Below are 20,358 nucleotides of genomic sequence, written 5' to 3' on the forward strand. Positions count from 1 at the left end.
GAAAGGAAGAGGCAATGGCAGCATCGGAGGAGGTGATCCTGATCGCGGGCGGCGCGGGGTTCATCGGCTCGCACCTGACCGCGCGATTGTTGGACGAGGGGCGGCAGGTGATCGTCCTCGACAATCTGCAGACCGCGCGTCCCTCCAACCTGCGTCTGCTGGAAGGGCGGCCGGGTTTCACCTTCGTGCAAGGCGACATCGTCGATCCGCTGCCCGAGGCGGTGCTGCGCGAGGCCGGCCGCATCGTGCGCATCTACAATCTGGCCTGTGCCGCCTCGCCGCCGCAATATCAGGTCGATCCCGAACACACGATGCTGACCAACGTGATGGGCACCAACCATCTGTTGCGCCTCGCCGAGCAGACGGGCGCGCGCTTCCTGCTCACCTCCACGTCCGAAGTGTACGGCGACCCGGAGGTGCATCCGCAGGTGGAGGGTTATCGCGGCTGGGTGAACTGCACCGGGCCCCGCGCCTGCTATGACGAGGGCAAGCGCGCCGCCGAGGCGCTGACCTTCGACTATGCGCGCATGAAGCGTGCAGAGGTTCGCGTCGCGCGCATCTTCAACACCTATGGCCCGCAGATGCATCCCGATGATGGCCGCGTCGTCTCCAACCTGATCTGCCAGGCGCTGTCGAACCGCGACATCACCATTCACGGCGACGGCACGCAGACGCGCAGCTTCTGCTATGTCTCCGACATGGTCGACGCGCTGATCCGCCTGATGGAAAGCGAGATCGACGGGCTGGAGCCGGTCAATCTGGGCAACCCCAACGAGCTGACCGTGTCGGACCTGGCGGAGAAGGTGGTGGCCATGACGGGCAGCACCAACCGGCTGGTCTATACCCCGCTCCCCCAGGACGATCCCCGCCGCCGCCGCCCGAACATCGACCGGGCAAAGGCGCTGCTCGACTGGGAACCGCGCGTGCCGCTGGCCGACGGTCTTGCCAAGACCTGTGCGTGGTTCGCCGAGGAACTGGGACGCGTGCCGCAGCGGGTGGCGGCGTAGAGCCTCAGCCCCGGCCTGCGCGGATCGCGGCCAGCACCCGCTCCGCCAGTTCCGGCCGGCAGATCAGCAGGTCGGGCAGCAGCGGGTTCTCGCAATTATAGACGAGCGGACTGCCGTCGATGCGCGACGCGTGCAGCCCGGCGGCCATCGCCACGGCGGCGGGCGCGCAATTGTCCCATTCATATTGCCCGCCGTCATGCAGGTAGATGTCGGCGCGCCCGTCGACCACCGCCATCGCCTTGGCACCGGCCGACCCCATCGCGATCATTGTCGCGCCGAGCGCCTCGCCGACGCCGCGCGCGATTTCCGGCGCGCGGGAGCGGCTGACCACCACCCGCAACCGATCGGGCAGGGGGGGCGGGGGCGCCGCCACATCGTCGGTCGCGAACACGCGGGCCAGTGCCGGCACCGCGACGGCACCCACCGCCGGGCGGCCGTCGATCGCCAGCCCGATATGCACCGCCCATTCGTCCGATCCGCTGGCATATTCGCGCGTGCCGTCCAGCGGGTCGACGATCCACACCCGTCGCGCCGCGCAGCGCGCACGGTCGTCCACCGACTCCTCGGACAGGATGAAGTCGTCCGGCCGGGTGGCGCGCAGCCGGTCGAGGATCAGCAGGTTCGCATCATGGTCGCCGCGGTCGCCCAGCGCCTTGCCGGAACAGTCGCCGGCGCCGCGGATGCGCGCCAGCAACGCCCCCGCCTCCAGCGCCACCGCGCGTGCAAGCTCCGCATCGGTCACAGGTCGTAGGTCCACACGCCCAGCAGATGCTCGACGATCCGCTCGGCCGCCGCTTCCGGCGTCTCGCGCACCGTGTCGATGCGCAGTTCGGGCCGGGCCGGACGCTCATAGGGGCTGGAGATGCCGGTAAAGTCGGCGATCTCACCGGCCCGCGCCTTGGCGTAGAGGCCCTTCACGTCGCGGTCCTCCGCCACGTCCAGCGGCGTATCCACGAAGATTTCGACGAACTCGCCCTCGGGCAGCATCCGCCGCACCATGTCGCGCTCGGCGGCAAAGGGCGAGATGAACGCGGTCAGCACGATCAACCCGGCATCCGCCATCAGCTTGGCCACCTCGCCGACGCGGCGGATATTCTCGATCCGCCCTGCCTCGCTGAAATCCAGATCGCGGTTCAGCCCGTGGCGGATATTGTCGCCGTCCAGCAGGAAGGTGTGCCGCCCCATGGCGTGCAGCCGCTTCTCGACCAGATTGGCGATGGTCGACTTGCCCGATCCCGACAGGCCGGTGAACCACAGGACACGCGGCGTCTGCCCCTTTTGCCGCGCATGCGCCTCGCGCGTCACGTCGATCGACTGCCAATGGACATTCTGTGCGCGGCGCAGCGGCTCGGCGATCATGCCCGCCGCCACCGTCGCATTGGTCGCGCGGTCGATCAGGATGAAGCCGCCCAGGTCGCTGCCCTTGGCATAGGGCTCGAACACGATTGGCCGGTCGGCATAGACCTCCGCCACGCCGATATCGTTCAGGCTGAGCGTCGTTGCCGACAATTCGGCCTGCGTGTTCACGTCCACCACATGGCGCGGCGGCTGCACGACCGCGTTGACCAGTTGCGTGCCCAGCTTCAGCCAATATCCGCGGCCGGGCACCATTTCGGTATCCGCCATCCACACGATCGTCGCGAGCAACTGGTCCGCCACCTCCGGCGGCGCGGACGCGGCGGCGATCACGTCCCCGCGCGAGCAGTCCACCTCGTCGGCCAGCACCAGTGTCACCGCCTCGCCGGCGATCGCGCTCGGCCGATCCCCCTCGAAGGTGACGATCCGCGCGACCTTGGAACTGCGGCCCGACGGCACGATCCGCACCGGATCGCCGACCGATATCCGTCCGCCCGCGATCAGCCCGGCAAAACCGCGAAAGTCGAGATCGGGCCGGTTCACCCATTGGACCGGCATGCGGAAGGGGCGCAAGCCCGCACGGTCGGCATCGACGTCGATGCTCTCCAGATGCGGCAGCAGCGCCGGACCGTCATACCAGGGCATCATGTCCGAGCGGCTGGTGACGTTCGCACCGGTCAGCCCCGACAGCGGGATGGCGCGGAAATGCTCGATCCCGATCGCCTGCGCGAACGCGGCATAGTCCGCGACGATCGTGTCGAACACCGCCTGGTCGTTGCCGACCAGATCCATCTTGTTCACCGCCAGCACGATCTCGCGAATGCCGACCAGATGCGCCAGGTAACTGTGCCGCCGCGTCTGGGTCAGCACGCCTTTTCGCGCATCGATCAGGATCACCGCGCAGTCGGCGGTGGACGCGCCCGTCACCATGTTGCGCGTATATTGTTCGTGGCCGGGCGTATCCGCGACGATGAACTTGCGCTTCTCCGTCGCGAAGAAGCGGTAGGCGACATCGATGGTGATGCCCTGCTCGCGCTCGGCGGCAAGGCCGTCGACGAGCAGCGCGAAGTCGATATTCTGCCCCTGCGTCCCCAGCCGGCGCGAATCCGCCTCCAGCTGGTTCAACTGATCCTCGAAGATCGTCTTGGAATCGTAGAGCAGCCGCCCGATCAGCGTCGACTTGCCATCGTCCACCGACCCGCAGGTGATGAAGCGCAGCATCGACTTGTTCGCATGCCCCTCCAGATAGGCTGCGATGTCGGATGCGATCAGCGCGTCGGGCTCATAGACGCCGCGGGGCGCAAGCTCTGCCATGCTGGCCATCAGAAATACCCCTCGCGCTTCTTCTTCTCCATGCTCGCCGCCTGATCATGGTCGATCGCGCGGCCCTGGCGTTCGCTGGTCGTGGTCAGCAGCATCTCCTGGATGATCGCGGGCAGCGTCGCCGCCTCGCTCTCGACGGCACCCGTCAACGGATAACAGCCGAGCGTGCGGAAGCGGATCGAACGGTCCACCGGCACCTCGCCGGGGCGCAGGCGAAAGCGGTCGTCATCCACCATCAGCAGCATGCCGTCGCGCTGCACGGTCGGGCGCGGTGCGGCGAAGTAAAGCGGCACGATCTCGATATTTTCCGCCAGGATATACTGCCAGATGTCCAGCTCGGTCCAGTTGGACAGCGGAAAGACGCGGATGCTCTCACCCTTGTGCTTGCGCGTATTGTAGAGCCGCCAAAGCTCTGGCCGCTGCGCCTTGGGGTCCCAGCCGTGCGAGGCCGAGCGGAACGAGAAGATGCGCTCCTTCGCCCGGCTCTTCTCCTCGTCGCGGCGGGCGCCACCGAATGCCGCGTCGAAGCCGTGAAGCGTCAGCGCCTGCTTCAACCCCTCGGTCTTCCACATGTCGGTATGCCGGCTGCCATGATCGAACGGATTGATGCCCTGCGCCTCTGCTTCCGGGTTGCGATGGACGATCAACTCCATGCCCGCATCCGCCGCCGCCCGGTCGCGCAGGTCGTACATCGCGCGGAATTTCCACGTCGTATCGACATGCAGCAGCGGGAAGGGCGGACGCGCCGGGAAGAACGCCTTCTTGGCCAGATGCAGCATCACCGCCGAATCCTTGCCGACGGAATAGAGCATCACCGGGCGCTCGGCCTCGGCGACGACTTCGCGCAGGATGTGGATGCTTTCGGCTTCCAGGCGCTGGAGATGGGTGAGACGGGTCATCTCCACGCCAGATAATGTCTCTGGCGCACGGTGCGACCAACTTATCCTAACACGCGCCCAAGTCGTCGCCGTCCGCCTGCTCGCGTTCGATCGAGTCGAGAATGCGCGCGCCTGCCATGAAGACGGCGATCGGGCAGACCGCGAACATCATCTTGCCGGGCCAGCCGGGATATTGATCCAGATACATGGCACCGCGCTGACACGCACCCACGGCCAGGCCGTAGATGATGAGGAACGCCTCGAACTTGCTCTTGATCGTGAAGAGCCTGACGATCCGGTGCCACATGGGTGAAGGTTAGACACCCGTGGCCGAAGCGGCGCAACCGCGCACCCCGTCCCGGAATGGGAATCGCTATGGCCTGATGGTGTCAGCGGACCCTAAAAACCCGTTCGTCTCGAGTAGCCGTCGAGTAGCGGCAAAGCCGCGTATCGAGACGGTGTATCGAGAGACAGGTTGCCGCGTACAACAATGTCTCGATACGAGCCCTCGATACGCTCCTGCGGAGCTACGCGATCTACTCGACACGAACGGGTCTGGGTGGAGGCTGCATTCGCTAGACGTTGATCACCAGTGCGGCGGCAGGTCGAGCGCCTCCAGCAGCGCCGCGCGGGCGGCCTCGATCGCTACAATCAACGCCGGGTCGGCGATATCCCCGGGCGCGATCGTCTCCGGCCAATAGGCTTCGACCACCGCCGCAATACGATCGAGCCGCGCGTGATCGACCAGAAAGCGCTGATCGACCGTCGCGGGATCGGCGACGACGCGAAGGCGAAGACAGGCAGGGCCGCCGCCATTCGCCATCGATTCGCGCACGTCCACCACCTCCAGCCGGCGGATCGGGCCGTTGCCCGCGACATGATCCTCCAGCCATTGCCAGACACTGGGTGTCGCCCGTGCCTCGCCCGGCAGCACCAGCGCCTGCTCGCCCAAGGGCAGCGTCACGAGCTGCGCGTTGAACAGATAGGAGGCGATGGCATCCTCCAGCGACACGCGCGCGGCGGGCACCTCGACGATCTCGACCTCCGGCATCAACCGGCGGAGGTCGGCGTAGAAACCGTCGCGATCGGCAAAGGCCTGTTCGTGCGCGAACAGCACCCGGCCATTGGCCACCGCCACCACGTCGTTGTGAAAGGCGCCGGCCGCGATCGCGACCTCGGACTGTTCCACGAACAGCGTGCGTGCGGGGTCGAGCCCATGCGCACGCGCCACCGCCTCGCATGCCTCGCGGTGCTGGCGCGCGGGGAAGCGGCCGCCGCTGCGTCCATAGACGAACACCTCGACACCGGGCGCGCCATGATCCGCGCACAGCCGCATATGATTGGCCGCGCCCTCGTCGCCAAAGGGGGGCGGTACGGGGCCATGCACCGCAAAGGCCGGGTTGGCAAAGGCGACCCGCAACTGCGCCAGCGTTTCGGGCCATTCATGGCTGCGATGCGGCATCGTCACCAGATTGGCGACGCTCAGGTGGCAGCGTCCGTCGGCGGTGTCGGGCGCAGGCGAGACGGTGGCGGCATTGGCCGCCCACATGGCGGAGGCGGACAGCGCCTGCGCCTTCAGATGCGGCGGCGCCTCCGCATAGGTCGTGGCGAGCCGGGCCAGCCATTCGTGATCGGGACGGCGGTGGGGCAGCAGCACGCCCTGCACCAGCCCCAGCTCCAGGTTCGCGCGCATCTTGGCGATGCCCTGCAACGCGGCGGCGCGCGGGTGCGACGATTGGCCGGCATTGCGCGTCGCGGCCAGGTTGCCGTGGCTCAGGCCGGCATAATTGTGGCTGGGGCCGACGATCCCGTCGAAATTGATTTCCTTCAGCACCGCGCTCACCACCGTCCCACATGCACCACACTGTCACCCGCGCCGACCTCCAGCGCCCGTGCGCATTCCTCGGACAGTGCGATGCCGCCATCCTCGCGACGGACATGGCCAAAGGCGCAGCGAAAATCGCCCAGCACGCCCGTCGCCACCAGCGCCTCGGCCCCGCCGCCCCGGTTCACCGACACGATCACGTCGTCCGCCGCCTCGCGGATCGATCGCACCTGGTCGGTCCGCGCGGTCATCGTCGGGCCGCCGTCGAAGATGTCGACGTAATTCTCATAGGCGAAGCCTTCATTCTCCAGCATCCGCATCGCGGCCCGGCCGGAGGGGTGGGGCAGGCCGATCGCGGCGCGCGCGGTCTCGGTCAGCATCGCGGTATAGATGGGATGCTTGGGCATCAGGTCGGCGATGAACTGATGCCCGTTGATCGCATTGAACTGGTCCGCATCCTGGAAGTTCATCCCGAAGAAGCGCCCGGCCAGCCCGTCCCAGAAGGGCGATCCGCCCGCCTCGTCGATCACGCCGCGCAATTCGGCCAGGATGCGGTCGGCGAAGCGCTTGCGATGCTGGCGGATGAACAGATAGCGGCTGCGCGCCAGCAACAGGCCCAGGCCACCGGCGCGCTCGCCGGGATGCAGGAACAGCCCGCCCACCTCGCTCGCGCCCTCCAGGTCGGTGGTCAGCGACAGCATCTCGGCGCGAAAGGTGCGCTGCAACTCGCGGCTGTGCTGGGTCAGCGTGCCGAGGCGGTAGCTGTAGAAGGGATGCCGCTGCCCCACCTGGGTAAAGATCTGGCAGGTGCCGCGCACCTCGCCGGTGTCGGCATTTTCCAGCATCAGCACGAACAATTCGTCGTCCAGCGCGCCGGCGGTGCGGGCAAAGGCCGCGTGGCTGCGCTCCAGCTTGGCGACCAGCGCCCGCCTGTCGGGCGGCAGGTTGGTGAAGCCGCCCCCGGTCAGCTTGGCCATTTCATAAAGATGTTGCAGGTCGGCGTCGCGCGCGGCGCGGATACGAAACGTCATTGGCGGCCCCCCAAGCCGATGGTGCGCAAGATGGTGAGTGCGGACAGCGCGGCGCGTTCGGCCAAGCTGTCGGGTATCAGGAACTCGTCCGCCGAATGGATCGCCCCGCCGCGCACGCCCATCGTGTCGACCACCGGCACGCCGGCCGCCGCGATGTTGTTGCCGTCGCACACCCCGCCCGTCGCCCGCCAGCCGATCGACAGCCCCATGTCCGCACCCGCCTGCCGGACCCGCTCGAACAATATGGCGGCGCCCGCATCGATCGGTTTCGGCGGCCGGTTGAAGCTGCCATGCACCGACACGGCGACATCATGCGCCTGCGCGACGGCCTCGGCGATCCCGCGCATCGCCGCATCCGTCCGCGCAATCGCCGCGGCGGAGGCAGGGCGGAAATTGACGTGCAGTATGGCAAGATCGGGCACCACGTTGTTCGGCCCGCCGCCTGCGATCCGCGCCGGGTTCACGCTCAGGTCGTCCGCCATCAGCGCGGCCAGTTCCACCGCGATCGCCGCCGCCGCGACGACGGCGTTGCGCCCGTCGCGCGGGTTGCGCCCGGCATGTGCGGCCCGCCCGCGCACCACGATCGTGAAATTGCCCGTGCCGCCCCGCGCGCCTGCCAGCGTCCCGTCGGGCAGCGCGGGTTCATAGGTCAGCGCCGCCACCTTGCCGCGCGCCGCCTCCGCCAGCAGGGACGCGGACGCCGCCGACCCGGTTTCCTCGTCCGAATTGATGACGACCGCATAGCCGAGCCGCGCCGCCGCGGGGGACGCCTCCACCGCCCGCAGCGCCGCCAGCATCACCGCCAGCCCGCCCTTCATATCGGCCACGCCGGGGCCGTTCAGCGTGCCATCCTCCATCCAGCGCAGCGCCTGGAACGGATGGTCGACGGGATAGACGGTGTCCATGTGCCCGGTGAACAGCATCTGCACCGGCGCGTCGGGCCGTACGGTCAGAGCCAGGTGGCGGCCATGCGCCAGGGGCGCGGGCACCCCGTCCGCGCCCACCCGCTCGACCGGTGCCGGGTCGACCAGCGACACTGCGCCCGGCAGCACGGCAAAGGCATCCGCCAGCCGCCCCGCCACCGTCGCCAGACCGGCCAGATTGCCCGTCCCGCTGTTGATCGCGGACCAGTCCTCGACCTGGGCCAGCATCGCGCCGGCGTCGATCCGGTCGATCGCGGCGCGCTCGTCGTTGGTCATCCCCTCCATGCGGGGGAGCCTAGCCCAAGCGAACCCTCAGAAGCTATAGACGAGCGACGCGCGGGTGGTGGTGTCGGTCGTGCGCCGGCCGGCCGGCGGCTGGCTTTCATACTGCACCGTGTACGACATCTGCGCCGACAAGGGGCCCAGCAGCCGCGCGTTGAGCCCCGTCACGCTCGATACCGTGCTATTGAATTCCTGCAGATAGGCCGATGTCGTCTGGTTCAGGCTGATCGCATTGGTCAGCTTCCACCCGAAATTCACGTTGCCGCGCGCCGCCAGGCTGCTTTCGATCGTGTCGTCGGTGAATTCGGTGTGCCGGAATGCCGGCCCCAGTTCCAGGTCCAGTGTCACCCGCCGCCCGCGGATTACGCTGTAGCCGGCCCCTGCCGATCCCGAATAACGGTTGAAATAGCCCAGGAACTTGTCGCTCTCGTACAGGGCGGAGCCATAGACGTAGATGTCGGCGTTCAGCTTGTAGTTGGGCTCGTACCGCGCCAGATAATGTTCGCGGTTGGTGACGTTGCTGGCTTCCTGGTAATCAGCCTGCAAATACACTTTGTGCCGCCATTGCAGGCCTTCGCGCGTCAGGTCGATGATCGCGGTCACGCCCAGATTGTCGGTGTTGCCCGTGGTTGCATAGCCGCCCAGCTCGGCCCGGCCGCGCCACAGGTCGAACACGCCCGCCTCGCGCACGGTGCGCGTCTTGCTGGCGCTCTTTTCGTCGCGCCATGCCTCCACCACCGCATTGATCGCGTCGGCCGCCTCCGGTGAGGCGTTCAGCGCGTAGCGGACGATGGTCGAAATATCATTCTCGTTGCCCGACGCCACGGCGGCATCCAGCATCGCCTTCACGGCCGGCGGGATCAGCGCCGGATCGGGATCGCCGGTATTGGCGAGCAGAAACGGAGCAGCGGCAAGGAGGAACAGGAAACGCACGACGATCGCCCTTACGGTTGTTGCGTCGCGGCGGAAACGGCGTCGCTGCCCGGGGTTGCGCCGAGATGAGGCGCGAACGCGGCCAGCACCTGTTCGTACAGCGCCTTTTTGAACGGCACGATCATCGCCGGCAGGTCGGCCGGATCGGCCCAGCGCCAGGTGCGGAATTCCGGGTGGGCGGTACGGATGTCGATATCCCCGTCATCCCCTAAGAAGCGGAACAGGAACCAGCGCTGCCGCTGCCCGCGCCACTTGCCTTTCCAGACCTTGCCGATCAGCTCGTCGGGAAGGTCGTAGAAGAATTCGCCCGGCGCCTCCGCGACCAGTTCGACATGATCGGCGACGACGCCGGTTTCCTCGAACAGTTCGCGCACCGCCGCGGCGTAGCCGTCCTCGCCGGGATCGATCCCGCCCTGCGGCATCTGCCACGCCTCCAGCGTCGAATCGAGCCGCTGGCCGACGAACACCCGGCCGTCACGGTTCATCAGCATCACGCCCGCACAGGGGCGATAGGGAAGGTCGGTCATGGGGATCAGCCGGCAGCCTGGATGGAAACGCGCGCCGCTTCGGCTTCGGTGACGACAGCCTTCAGCGCAAGGATGAAGCCGGCGACATCGCCGACGGCGGAGGGGATGGCACGACGCAGCGTGATGAAGCCGTGAACCGTGCCCACCGCCTCGCGGAACACCACCGGCACGCCCGCCCTGGCAAGCGCCGCGGCATAGGCGCGGCCCTGATCGCGGATCGGGTCCAGGCTGGCGGTGACGATCACCGCCGGGGGCAGGCCGGTCAGGTCCGCCGCCATCGGCGACGCGCGGGCATGATGGATGTCGGCGGCATAGGCATCCGCGAACCAGCGCAGCGAATCGCGCGACAGCAGATAGCCTTCGCCGAACGCCGCGAAGGAGGGATAATGCGTGGTCAGATCCGTCGCCGGATAGATCGGCGCCTGCACGATCACCGGCACCGCCGCCGGATCGTCCCGCAACGCGATCGCGGTGGTGATGGTCAGCGTGCCGCCCGCGCTGTCGCCGCACAGGATAAGCGCGGTTGCGGCGATGCCCAGTTCGGCGGGATTGTTCGCCACCCAGCGCGCCGCCGCCTCCGCATCGTCGGGCGCCGCCGGCCACCGATGCTCGGGCGCGAGGCGGTAGCCGACCGACACCACCGGCAACCCGGTGCCCCGCGCCAGCGCCGCGCAAAAGGATGCGTGCGTGTCGAGGTCCCCGATCACGAAGCCGCCGCCATGATAGAAGACGATGACCGGGCCGGGCACGCGCGCCTCCACCGTGTCGAACAGCCGCGCCGGGATGGTGCCGGCGGGGCCGGGGATCGCGACGTCGCGGATCACCGCCAGTTCGCCCACCGGCAGTTCGGCCACGTCGTTCGACGCCAGAAACAGCGAGCGCGCCGCCGCCGTTTCCATTTCGTGCATCCGCGGGCCGGGTAGCGCGTTGAGATAGGTTAGGAACTGGCGAACGTCAGGTCGGACGAAAGGCTGATCGGACATGCGGTTCCTCGAAGCGACGTGGCAGGGGCTGTCTAGAGATCATGATCCATGTCGTCCATCACCCCGCCTATGTCTCGCCCGCGCCCGCCCGTTCCACCTATCGCTGGGGCAAGAACGGCCTGATCCGCGACCTGCTGCTGGAGGAGGGCGCACGTATCGCCTGGCACCAGCCGGAGGCGATGCCGCGCCACTGGCTGGAGGCGGTGCACGACCCCGATTATGTCGCGGAGGTGCTGGAGGCGCGGGTGCCGCCCGAAAAGACGCGCCGCATCGGCTTTCCCGTCACGTCCCCCGTCGCGCTCCGCGCGCAGATGGTGCCCGCCGGCACCTGGATGGCCGCGCATCTGGCCCTCGCGCATGGCTTCGCCGCCAATACCGCGGGGGGCAGCCACCATGCGCTGGCGGCGACGGGGGCGGGATATTGCGTGTTCAACGACCTTGCACTCGCCGCCGTCCGGCTGGTGGAGGAAGGTACCGTCGCCCGCATCGCGATCGTCGATTGCGACGTGCATCAGGGCGACGGCACCGCCGCGCTCACCGCCGGCCGAAGCGATATCGCGACCTATTCGATCCATGCGGAAAAGAACTTCCCCGTCCGCAAGGCGCGCTCGACACTGGATGTCGGTCTGCCCGACGGCGTCGATGACGACGGCTATCTCGACACGCTGGCCACCACCCTTGTGCCCTTTCTCGACGATGTCGCGCCCGACCTGATCCTCTATCAGGCCGGCGTCGATCCCTTTGCCGGCGACCGGCTCGGCCGCTTGTCGCTCAGCCTGGACGGTCTTGCCCGGCGCGAGCGGCTGATCGCCGACCTCGCCATCCGGCGCGGCGTACCGCTCGCGAGTACGGTCGGCGGCGGTTACGGTGACGACGCGCTCGCCATCGCCCGGCGCCATGTCGATGCCATCCTGACGCTCGGCACCGCCTTTGCCCCCATTCGTACCGGAACCCCGTCATGACCCAGCCCTCGATCCTCTGGTTTCGTCAGGATCTGCGCCTGCACGACCAGCCCGCCTTGTGCGCCGCCGCCGATGCCGGGCCGGTCATCCCGGTCTATGTGCTGGATGACGATGCACCCGGCGACTGGCGGATCGGCGGCGCGCAGCGCTGGTGGCTGCACCACAGCCTCCATGCGCTCGCCGGCGATCTGGAGAGCCGAGGCTCGCGGCTGCTGCTGCGCCGCGGCCCCGCGGCGAAGGTGCTGGCGCAACTGGCCGAGGAAAGCGGCGCCGGCGCGATCCATGCCATCCGCCATTACGAACCCTGGTGGCGGGCCGCGGAAGACGATCTGGGCGAGCGGCTGTGCCTGCATGACGGCAACCATCTCGCCCCGCCCGAGGCGGTGACGACGGGGTCGGGCAAGCCGTTCCGCATCTACTCGGCTTTCTGGCGCGCGTTGCAGGCGCATCTGCCGCCCGAGGCGCCATGGGAGGCGCCCGAGACGATCCCGGCACCGGATCGCTGGCCGGATAGCGATGCGCTTGCCGACTGGGCGCTGCTCCCGTCCGGACCCGACTGGTCGGCCGGTTTTGGCGAGGAATGGCAACCCGGCGAGGCGCAGGCCGGCGAACGCCTCGCCGATTTCGTCGACCGCGTCGCGGGCTATGAGCGGGACCGCAACCTGCCGGCGGAGGAAGGCACCTCGCGCCTGTCGCCGCATCTCCATCACGGCGAGATATCGCCGCGCGCCGTGTGGCATGCGATCGAGGGGCAGCGCGACGCGGAGAAATTCCGCAAGGAACTCGCCTGGCGCGATTTCACCGACGGGGTGGTGATGGCGCTGCCCCGCTATGCCGATGAAAATGGCCGCGGCGCCTTTGACCGGTTGCCGTGGCGCAAAGGCGCGGCGGCGCAGCGTGATCTGCGGGCGTGGCAGCGCGGCCGCACCGGCTATCCGATCGTCGATGCCGGCATGCGCCAGCTCTGGACCAGCGGCTGGATGCACAACCGGGTGCGGATGATCGCGGCATCCTTTCTGGTGAAGCACCTGCTGATCGACTGGCGCGAGGGCGAACGCTGGTATTGGGACTGTCTGGTTGATGCCGATTACGGCAACAACTCGGTCAACTGGCAGTGGATCGCCGGGACCGGCATCGATGCCAACATGTTCGGCCGGATCATGGCGCCGCTCGGCCAGTCGGAGAAATTCGACGCGGGCGATTATATCCGGCGCTGGGTGCCCGAACTCGCCGACCTCTCCGACGCGCAGATCCACGATCCCGACGACGCCGCACGCCCCCGGGCCTATCCGCACAGGATCATCGGCCACCGCGAGGGACGCGAACGGGCATTGGCCGCGGCGAAGGCGATGCGCGGCTGACCCTTTTCACCCGCGCGTTCGCCGTGCATGGGGCGCGCCATGAACGAAACCGTGGCGATGGTGGGGCAGGGCGGCAGCACGTCGAGTCGGATGGTCGCGCCCATCTTCCACCGGCTGCTCGACCGCATCGACCGCGGGCTGGCGGCGGGCGCGATCGAGGCGAGCCTGCCCGATGGCACGCAGCGCCTGCTCGGCGGCCGCGCGCCCGGCCCCGTGGCGATCGTCGCCGTGCACCGCTGGCGCGCGCTCGTCCGGCTGGCGACCGGCGGGTCGGTGGGCTGGTACGAGGGATGGGCGGCAGGCGACTGGTCCAGCCCCGATCCGGTGCCCTTGTTCGACCTGTTCATGCGCAACCGCGTGACGCTGGGCGATGCGGCGCGCGCCGGCGGCGTGGTGAAGGTGCTGGCGCGGCTCGGCCATCGTTTCCGCCGCAACGACCGCGCCGGATCGCGCCGCAACATCGCTGCCCATTATGATCTGGGCAACGACTTCTACCGCGAATGGCTCGATCCCGGCCTCACCTATTCCAGCGCGCTGTTCACCGCGCCCGGCCAGTCGCTGGAGGCGGCGCAGGACGCCAAGCTGCGCGCGGTGCTGGACCGCACGGGTGCGAAACCGGGCGATACCATTCTGGAGGTCGGCTGCGGCTGGGGCTCGTTCGCCGCGCTTGCGGCAGGTGCCGGCGTCGGCGTTCATTGCCTGACGCTGTCCACCGAGCAGAAGGCGGTGGTCGATGCCCGCGGCCTGCCCGGCGTTTCCGTCTCGCTGACCGACTATCGCGACGCCACCGGCACCTATGACGCCATCGCCAGCATCGAGATGGTGGAGGCGGTCGGCCAGGAATATTGGCCCGCCTATCTCGACATGATCGCATCGCGCCTGAAGCGCGGCGGATGCGCCGCGATCCAGTATATCACCATCGCCGACGACGTGTTCCCCGCCTATGCGGACAGCGTCGACTTCATCCAGCGCTACGTCTTTCCCGGCGGCATGCTTCTTTCCGAATCCCGCTTCCGCCAGCTCGCACAGGCACGCGGACTGCACTGGGACGCGCCTCACGCCTTCGGCCTCGACTATGCCGAAACGCTGCGTCTCTGGCGCGAACGTTTCGATGTGGCGGTGGCGGAGGGGCGATTGCCGGCCCGTTTCGACGCGCGGTTCGTCGCGCTGTGGCGCTATTATTTGATGTATTGCGAGGGCGGTTTCCGCGGTGGCGGCATCGATGTCGCGCAGGTCACTTTGGTGAAGCGCTGAGCGCTACCGCGCCTTGCGGCAGCGGTCCGAGCAATAAACGACCTGGTCCCAGTCGCGCGCCCATTTCTTGCGCCAGGTGAACGGCCGGCCGCACGCGGGACAGAGCTTGGTGGGCAGGTCCCGCTTGGCGACGCCGTTCGGCATCAGCGCGGCTCTTCGTCCAGAAACGCGGCGACGTCGGCCAGATCGACCGTCTTGTCGAGAAAGGTCTGGCCGATCCCGCGCGCCAGCAGGAAGGGCAGGGTGCCCGCATTCATCTTCTTGTCGTGCCGCATATGCGCGACCAACGTCTCGCCGGATGCGGCGATCCCCGCCGCGGCCAGACCGTCCGGCAGGCCGCTCGCGCGCATGTGCGCCGCCACCCGCATCGCCTCCTGCCCCGAACACAGCCCCAGCCGCGCCGAATAGCGAAAGGCAAGCGCACACCCCGCCGCCACACCCTCACCGTGCAGCAACCGGTCGGAGAAGCCGGCCTCCGCCTCCAGCGCATGCCCGAAGGTATGCCCCAGGTTCAGCAGCGCCCTGATCCCCGCCGTCTCATGCTCGTCCGCCGCGACGATGCGCGCCTTGGCCGCCACCGCATGCGCGATCGCATGGACCCGCGCCTCGGCCTCTCCCGCGAACAGCGCCCCGGCATGCCCCTCGCACCATTCAAAGAACGCAAAGTCATCTATCAACCCATACTTCACCACCTCCCCATACCCGGCCCGCACCTCGCGCAACCCCAACGTGTCCAACACGTCCGGGTCGATCAGCACCATGGCGGGCTGGTGAAACGCGCCGATCAGGTTCTTGCCCGCGCGCGTGTTGATCGCGGTCTTGCCGCCCACCGACGAGTCGACCTGCGCCAGAAGCGTCGTCGGGATCTGTACGAAGCGGCATCCGCGCTTCAGGATCGCGCAGGCGAAGCCGACCAGATCACCGATCACCCCGCCACCAAGGGCCACGACGTGATCCTGCCGTTCGACGCCGAGTTCGAGCAGGCGGTCGCAAAGCTGCTCCAGGATCGGCCAGCTCTTCGTCTTCTCTCCCGGCGGCAGCACGATCGCCTCGCTGGCAACGCCGGTCGCGGTCAGGGCGGCCTGCAGCGTGGCGAGGTGCGGGCGCACATTCTCGTCGGTGACGATCGCCATCGTGCGACCGCGCGCCAGCGGCGCCAGATATTCCGCGGCGCGCGCCAGCAGGCCCGCCTCGATATGGATCGGATAGCTACGCGCGCCGAGCGCGACGGTGACGGTCTTCATCGTCCGATGGCCTTCAGGATGGCGGCGACCGTGGCCTCATGGGGGCCGCGGTGGCTGGATACGTGGATGGGGGCGAGCGCGTAGATCGGGTTCCGCTTGGCGGCGAGGTCGGCCAGCACCTGGCGCGGATCGCGACCGCGCAGCAGCGGGCGGGTATCGCGCTTGCGCACCCGCTCGACCAGCACGTCGGTGTTGGCGGTCAGCCAGATGGCGGTCGCCTGTTCCAGGATCAGCGCGCGCGTCTCGTCGTTGATGAACGCGCCGCCCCCGGTGGCAATCACCTTCGGGCGGCCATCGACCAGCCGCGCGATCACCCGCCGCTCGCCGTCGCGAAAATGCGCCTCGCCGAATTTTTCGAACATGTCGGCGATGGTCATGCCCGCCGCCGCCTCGATCTCGTGGTCGGCATCGACAAAGGGAACGCGCAGGCGGGCGGCCAGACGGCGGCCGACGGTGGACTTGCCCACGCCCATCAGCCCGACCAGCACGATCGGCTGGCCGTCCCATGAGGCGGGGGCGGGGTTGTGGCTTTGCAACATCGCCGCCTGCGCTATACAGCGGGACCGCGCCCGGCAACATCCGCCGGGCAACATTGCTTCATAGCCAAGGTTTGCGTCCCATGTCCCGCCTGGTCATCTCGCTTGTCGTCATCGTGGTCGTGGTCGTGGGTGGCATGGCGCTGCTGGGCGGTCGCGCCACCGAACGGCCGACGACCCAGGTCGAGAAGGCGGTCTCGCTTGCCAATCTCCAGTAAGCGCGCGGTATTCCTGACGTTGGGGCTGGTGAGCGCGGCTGCGCTCGCCTCGGCGCAGGATCGGCCCGAATCGCTGCTTCCACCCGGCTTCGGCGATCCGGCGCCAAGCCCGACCCCGGCACCGGCAGGATCGCTTCCGCCGCCGTCGGTCGCGCGGCCCGATCCGCCCGGCGCGGTGGTGCAGCCGCTGCCGGTGGATACGCCCAGCCCGACGCCGTCGCCCACGCCCAGCCCCGTCGATCCGGCCATTGCCGCCCAATATGAGATGCCGGGCTATGCTCGCCGCTCGCTGGATCTGATCGGGCCGGCGGGCATGCGCGAGGGCGGGGTGGACGCCGCGGCGTTCGCCACGGCCAACGGGCGCTTTGCCGAACAGTTGATGCGTCGCCTGAGCGCACCGCTGCCGTCGCGCTGGATGTCGATCCTGTTGCGGCGCACGCTGGCGGCGCGTCTGGTCACGCCCGATGCCGTGAACGGCGCCGATTTCGCCGCGGAGCGTGCCTGGCTGTTGCTGCGCATGGGCGAATCGGCCCCGGCCCGCGCCGTGGTGCAGGGTGTCGACACTGCGAACTACACGTCCAAATTGTACCAGGTTGCGATGAACGCGATGCTGGCGACGGGGGATGCGGCGGGGTTGTGTCCGTTGGCGGCGGGGGGCGCGGCGGTGACGCGGGAGGGCGGCTGGACGGTGGCGCAGGCGATGTGCGCCGGGCTGGAGGGACAGTCGGCCGAGGCGACGGCTGCGATGCGGGTCGTTCGCCGACGTCGGCTGGGCGAGGATATCGACCGCAAGCTGGCGGAAAAGGTGATCGGCGCCGGCGCGAACAGCCGGCGCGCGGTGACCATCGAATGGGGCGGCGTCGACCGCCTGACCGTCTGGCGCTTCGGCCTGGCGAACGCGACCGGCGTCGCCATCCCGGACGAGATGCTGGACGGCGTCGGACCACAGGCGCGGCTCTGGCTGGCGCAATCCCCGATGCTGCCGCTGGCCGAGCGACTGCCGCTGGCGGAGCGTGCCGCGGCGCAGGGCGTGTTCTCCAATGTCGCGCTGGTCGATCTGTACGGCAGCGTCGCGGACGATGATTCGGCGCCCGGGGCCGCCAGTGCCGTCGCGAACGATCTGCGCACCGCCTATATGGCCGGTGACGCGGGTGGACGGCTGGCGGCGCTGCGCCAGATCTGGGGCAGCGAGCCGCGGACACGCTATGACCGGCTGGTGCTGACCGCGCGGGCGGCGGCGCGGCTGCCGTTGGTCGCCGACAGCGAGGATGGCGACCGGCTGGTCGCGTCGATGCTGTCGGCGGGGCTGGATCGCAGCGCGGCGCGGTGGCGCAGCGCGGTGACGGCAGGCGGCGACGCCTGGGCGATGATCCTGCTGGCCGATCCCGATGCGCAGTCCAGCATCAGCTATGACGACATGGCCGTCTATGGCGGCAGCGGCGGCGATTCGCGCCGCAAGCAGCAGATGCTGTTCGCCGGCCTTGCCGGCCTCGGCCGGATGAGCGCCGAGGATGCCGAGCGTGCCGCGCAGGCGCTGGATGTGCGGATCGGCGCGCAGAATAGCTGGACCCGCGCACTGGACCGCGCGGTGGAGCGCGACCAGCCCGGCATGGTGGTGCTGCTCGCCGCGATCGGCATGCAGACCGGCGACTGGCGCGGCGTGCCGCCACAGGCGCTGTACCGCATCATCAGCGCGCTGCGCGCCGTCGGCTTCGACGGCGAGGCACGGATGATCGCGGCCGAGGCGATCGCCCGGACGTGACCGGCCCTGAGGACCGCGCGCTGATCGACCGGTTCCTGGAGATGATGGCAGCGGAGACGGGCGCGGCGGCGAACACCGTCGCGGCCTATCGCAGCGACCTGTCCCTGGCATCGCAGGTGCTGGACGGCGGATTGGCTCGGGCCGATGCGGATGCGATCGCGACGCTGACCCATGAATGGCGCGACCTGTCGCATGCCAGCGTGGCCCGCAAATCCTCCGCCTTGCGTCGTTTCTTCGCGTTCCTGCACGAGGAAGGGCACCGGGCGGACGATCCCGGCACCGCATTGCCACGGCCGGGTACGCGGCGCGCGCTGCCCAAGGTGTTGAGCCACGCCGATGTCGATCGCCTGTTCGCCGCCATTGCCGAGCGGCTGGCGGTGGCGCACCCAGCCGCCAATGATCTGCGCCTGTCCGCGCTGGTGGAGCTGCTCTACGGATCGGGCCTGCGTGCCAGCGAGCTGGTCGCGCTGCCCCGCGGGGCGGTTCATCCCGACCGGCCGTTCCTGATCCTGCGCGGCAAGGGCGGTCGGGAGCGCATGGTGCCGATATCGGACCGGGCGCGCGCGGCGGTGGCGGCGTGGCGCGCGCATGTCGCCACCGACCGCGTCTGGCTGTTCCCCAGCGGCAAGGGGCATCTGACGCGGATCCGGTTGTACCAGTTGCTGAAGGCGCTGGCGGCGGAAGCGGGGGTGCCACCCGACCGGGTCAGCCCGCACATCCTGCGCCATGCGTTTGCCACCCACCTGCTGGAGGGGGGCGCCGACCTGCGCGCCTTGCAGGCAATGCTGGGGCATGCGGACATCGCGACCACCGAAATCTATACCCATGTCGATGCCGCGCGACTGGTCGAACTGGTGAATACGCGTCACCCACTGGTCGATTTGGCCGCGCGCGACGCCTGAGGCGGGTGCGCCCTCGTTGATTTTCCGGCCGGTGCACCGTAGGCGCGCGGAATGCCTAGCTTCCTCGACTTCGAGAAACCGATCGCCGAGCTGCAGAACCGGATCGACGAGCTGCGGGAAACCGCCGCCGACGGGACGGTGGATATCGCAGCCGAGATCGCCCGTTTGCAGACCAAATCCGACAAGCTGTTGCGCGATACCTTTGCCAAGCTGACGCCGTGGCAAAAGACGCAGGTGGCCCGTCATCCCGAACGGCCGCACTTCAAGCATTATGTCGCGGCGCTGTTCGACGAGTTCGTGCCATTGGCCGGCGACCGCGCCTTTGCCGACGATCAGGCGATCCTGGGCGGCTTCGCCACGTTTCGCGGTCGCCGCGTCATGGTGCTCGGTCATGAGAAGGGCGAGGATACCGCCACGCGCCTTCGCCACAATTTTGGGATGGGCAAGCCGGAAGGGTATCGCAAGGCGATCCGGCTGGTCGAACTGGCCGATCGATTCGGCCTGCCGATCGTGACTTTGGTCGATACGTCCGGCGCGTTTCCTGGCATCCAGGCCGAGGAACGCGGCCAGGCGGAGGCGATTGCGCGTTCGACCGAGGCATGCCTGGCGGCAGGTGTCCCCGTGGTGTCGGCGATCGTCGGTGAAGGCGGCTCGGGCGGCGCAGTCGCGCTGGCGGCAGGCAACCGGGTGCTGATGTTCGAGCATGCGGTCTATTCGGTGATCAGCCCGGAGGGTTGCGCATCGATCCTGTGGCGCACCGCCGACAAGGCGCCGGAGGCGGCCGAGGCGATGAAGATGACCGCACAGGACCTGAAGGCGCTGGGCGTCATCGACACGATCGTTGCCGAGCCGGTGGGCGGCGCGCACCGCGACCGGGGTGCGGCGATCGGCGCGCTCGGCGATGCGCTATCGGGTGCGCTGGGCGATCTGGACGGATTGAGCGCGGCGGAGTTGAAGCGGGCGCGTGCCGCCAAGTTCCTGGCGATGGGCCGGCTGTAACATCGCCAAGCAAAAAGGGGCGGCGGAACCATCGTTCCGCCGCCCCTTTGCT

The 20,358-nt window shown here is 68.7% G+C and carries 21 protein-coding genes; 8 read left to right on the top strand and 13 right to left on the bottom strand.

Annotation, left to right across the window (positions count from 1 at the left end):
- Nucleotides 1–14: 14 nt before the first annotated feature.
- Nucleotides 15–1,007, top strand: a complete 993-nt coding sequence (locus NPJ82_RS05635; RefSeq protein WP_342658617.1) for a UDP-glucuronic acid decarboxylase family protein — start codon at nucleotides 15–17, stop codon at nucleotides 1,005–1,007.
- A gap of 4 nt (nucleotides 1,008–1,011) precedes the next feature.
- Here the strand turns inward: NPJ82_RS05635 and NPJ82_RS05640 are convergent, their stop codons facing one another.
- The 10 genes from NPJ82_RS05640 to NPJ82_RS05685 all read right to left on the bottom strand — a co-directional run bounded on the left by NPJ82_RS05640 (nucleotide 1,012) and on the right by NPJ82_RS05685 (nucleotide 11,068).
- Nucleotides 1,012–1,749 carry a 3'(2'),5'-bisphosphate nucleotidase CysQ gene (locus NPJ82_RS05640; protein WP_342658618.1) on the bottom strand — a complete coding sequence of 246 codons (738 nt, stop codon included), beginning with the start codon at nucleotides 1,747–1,749 and terminating at the stop codon, nucleotides 1,012–1,014.
- The gene (gene cysN / locus NPJ82_RS05645; protein ID WP_342658967.1) at nucleotides 1,746–3,677 is read right to left on the bottom strand and encodes a sulfate adenylyltransferase subunit CysN; all 1,932 of its coding nucleotides are present in this window, start codon (nucleotides 3,675–3,677) and stop codon (nucleotides 1,746–1,748) included. The genes NPJ82_RS05640 and cysN overlap by 4 nt, the downstream gene beginning before the upstream one ends.
- Nucleotides 3,678–3,685: 8 nt before the next feature.
- Nucleotides 3,686–4,585: a sulfate adenylyltransferase subunit CysD gene (gene cysD, locus NPJ82_RS05650; protein ID WP_342658619.1), complete on the bottom strand. Its 900-nt coding sequence runs from the start codon at nucleotides 4,583–4,585 to the stop codon at nucleotides 3,686–3,688.
- Nucleotides 4,586–4,631: 46 nt separating this feature from the next.
- Nucleotides 4,632–4,871 (bottom strand): hypothetical protein, encoded by a 240-nt coding sequence (locus NPJ82_RS05655; RefSeq protein WP_342658620.1) that lies wholly within the window; start codon nucleotides 4,869–4,871, stop codon nucleotides 4,632–4,634.
- A 279-nt stretch (nucleotides 4,872–5,150) separates the two neighbouring features.
- On the bottom strand, nucleotides 5,151–6,398 hold the full coding sequence (locus NPJ82_RS05660; protein ID WP_342658968.1) for an N-succinylarginine dihydrolase: 1,248 nt from the start codon (nucleotides 6,396–6,398) through the stop codon (nucleotides 5,151–5,153).
- Between the two features lie 5 nt (nucleotides 6,399–6,403).
- Nucleotides 6,404–7,420: an arginine N-succinyltransferase gene (locus NPJ82_RS05665; protein WP_342658621.1), complete on the bottom strand. Its 1,017-nt coding sequence runs from the start codon at nucleotides 7,418–7,420 to the stop codon at nucleotides 6,404–6,406.
- Nucleotides 7,417–8,628 (bottom strand): hydrolase, encoded by a 1,212-nt coding sequence (locus NPJ82_RS05670; protein WP_342658622.1) that lies wholly within the window; start codon nucleotides 8,626–8,628, stop codon nucleotides 7,417–7,419. Before NPJ82_RS05670 ends, NPJ82_RS05665 begins: the two co-directional genes overlap by 4 nt.
- Before the next feature lie 27 nt (nucleotides 8,629–8,655).
- Complete coding sequence (locus NPJ82_RS05675) at nucleotides 8,656–9,558, bottom strand: DUF481 domain-containing protein (RefSeq protein ID WP_342658623.1); 903 nt, start codon at nucleotides 9,556–9,558, stop codon at nucleotides 8,656–8,658.
- A gap of 11 nt (nucleotides 9,559–9,569) precedes the next feature.
- Nucleotides 9,570–10,085 (bottom strand): RNA pyrophosphohydrolase, encoded by a 516-nt coding sequence (locus NPJ82_RS05680; RefSeq protein ID WP_342658624.1) that lies wholly within the window; start codon nucleotides 10,083–10,085, stop codon nucleotides 9,570–9,572.
- Nucleotides 10,086–10,090: 5 nt separating this feature from the next.
- On the bottom strand, nucleotides 10,091–11,068 hold the full coding sequence (locus NPJ82_RS05685) for an alpha/beta hydrolase (RefSeq protein ID WP_342658625.1): 978 nt from the start codon (nucleotides 11,066–11,068) through the stop codon (nucleotides 10,091–10,093).
- 41 nt (nucleotides 11,069–11,109) lie between these two features.
- Here NPJ82_RS05685 and NPJ82_RS05690 point away from each other — a divergent pair, with 41 nt between their 5' ends.
- Genes NPJ82_RS05690 through NPJ82_RS05700 form a run of 3 tightly spaced genes read left to right on the top strand, consistent with a single transcriptional unit; the run spans nucleotide 11,110 to nucleotide 14,645 of the window.
- The gene (locus tag NPJ82_RS05690) at nucleotides 11,110–12,030 is read left to right on the top strand and encodes a histone deacetylase (protein WP_342658626.1); all 921 of its coding nucleotides are present in this window, start codon (nucleotides 11,110–11,112) and stop codon (nucleotides 12,028–12,030) included.
- Complete coding sequence (locus NPJ82_RS05695) at nucleotides 12,027–13,391, top strand: deoxyribodipyrimidine photo-lyase (RefSeq protein ID WP_342658627.1); 1,365 nt, start codon at nucleotides 12,027–12,029, stop codon at nucleotides 13,389–13,391. The genes NPJ82_RS05690 and NPJ82_RS05695 overlap by 4 nt, the downstream gene beginning before the upstream one ends.
- Nucleotides 13,392–13,430: 39 nt before the next feature.
- Nucleotides 13,431–14,645 carry a cyclopropane-fatty-acyl-phospholipid synthase family protein gene (locus tag NPJ82_RS05700; RefSeq protein WP_342658628.1) on the top strand — a complete coding sequence of 405 codons (1,215 nt, stop codon included), beginning with the start codon at nucleotides 13,431–13,433 and terminating at the stop codon, nucleotides 14,643–14,645.
- Between the two features lie 3 nt (nucleotides 14,646–14,648).
- Here the strand turns inward: NPJ82_RS05700 and NPJ82_RS05705 are convergent, their stop codons facing one another.
- From NPJ82_RS05705 to NPJ82_RS05715, 3 genes are read right to left on the bottom strand one after another with little or no spacing between them, the layout of a single operon-like run.
- Nucleotides 14,649–14,789 carry a DUF2256 domain-containing protein gene (locus NPJ82_RS05705; RefSeq protein ID WP_112383998.1) on the bottom strand — a complete coding sequence of 47 codons (141 nt, stop codon included), beginning with the start codon at nucleotides 14,787–14,789 and terminating at the stop codon, nucleotides 14,649–14,651.
- On the bottom strand, nucleotides 14,789–15,889 hold the full coding sequence (aroB, locus tag NPJ82_RS05710) for a 3-dehydroquinate synthase (protein ID WP_342658629.1): 1,101 nt from the start codon (nucleotides 15,887–15,889) through the stop codon (nucleotides 14,789–14,791). The genes NPJ82_RS05705 and aroB overlap by 1 nt, the downstream gene beginning before the upstream one ends.
- Nucleotides 15,886–16,428: a shikimate kinase gene (locus tag NPJ82_RS05715; RefSeq protein ID WP_112384000.1), complete on the bottom strand. Its 543-nt coding sequence runs from the start codon at nucleotides 16,426–16,428 to the stop codon at nucleotides 15,886–15,888. The genes aroB and NPJ82_RS05715 overlap by 4 nt, the downstream gene beginning before the upstream one ends.
- An 80-nt stretch (nucleotides 16,429–16,508) precedes the next feature.
- Between NPJ82_RS05715 and NPJ82_RS05720 the strand changes: the two genes are divergently transcribed.
- Genes NPJ82_RS05720 through NPJ82_RS05735 form a run of 4 tightly spaced genes read left to right on the top strand, consistent with a single transcriptional unit; the run spans nucleotide 16,509 to nucleotide 20,306 of the window.
- Nucleotides 16,509–16,643 carry a hypothetical protein gene (locus NPJ82_RS05720; RefSeq protein ID WP_260173116.1) on the top strand — a complete coding sequence of 45 codons (135 nt, stop codon included), beginning with the start codon at nucleotides 16,509–16,511 and terminating at the stop codon, nucleotides 16,641–16,643.
- The gene (locus NPJ82_RS05725; RefSeq protein WP_342658630.1) at nucleotides 16,627–18,405 is read left to right on the top strand and encodes a hypothetical protein; all 1,779 of its coding nucleotides are present in this window, start codon (nucleotides 16,627–16,629) and stop codon (nucleotides 18,403–18,405) included. The genes NPJ82_RS05720 and NPJ82_RS05725 overlap by 17 nt, the downstream gene beginning before the upstream one ends.
- Nucleotides 18,406–18,446: 41 nt before the next feature.
- Entirely contained in the window at nucleotides 18,447–19,307 is an 861-nt protein-coding gene (locus NPJ82_RS05730) for a tyrosine-type recombinase/integrase (protein WP_342658969.1), read from the top strand.
- Between the two features lie 51 nt (nucleotides 19,308–19,358).
- Complete coding sequence (locus NPJ82_RS05735) at nucleotides 19,359–20,306, top strand: acetyl-CoA carboxylase carboxyltransferase subunit alpha (RefSeq protein ID WP_149681792.1); 948 nt, start codon at nucleotides 19,359–19,361, stop codon at nucleotides 20,304–20,306.
- Nucleotides 20,307–20,358: the final 52 nt, after the last annotated feature.

The sequence above is a fragment of the Sphingomonas sp. NY01 genome, from assembly GCF_038809135.1.
GTDB classification, from domain to species: Bacteria; Pseudomonadota; Alphaproteobacteria; order Sphingomonadales; family Sphingomonadaceae; genus Sphingomonas; species Sphingomonas carotinifaciens.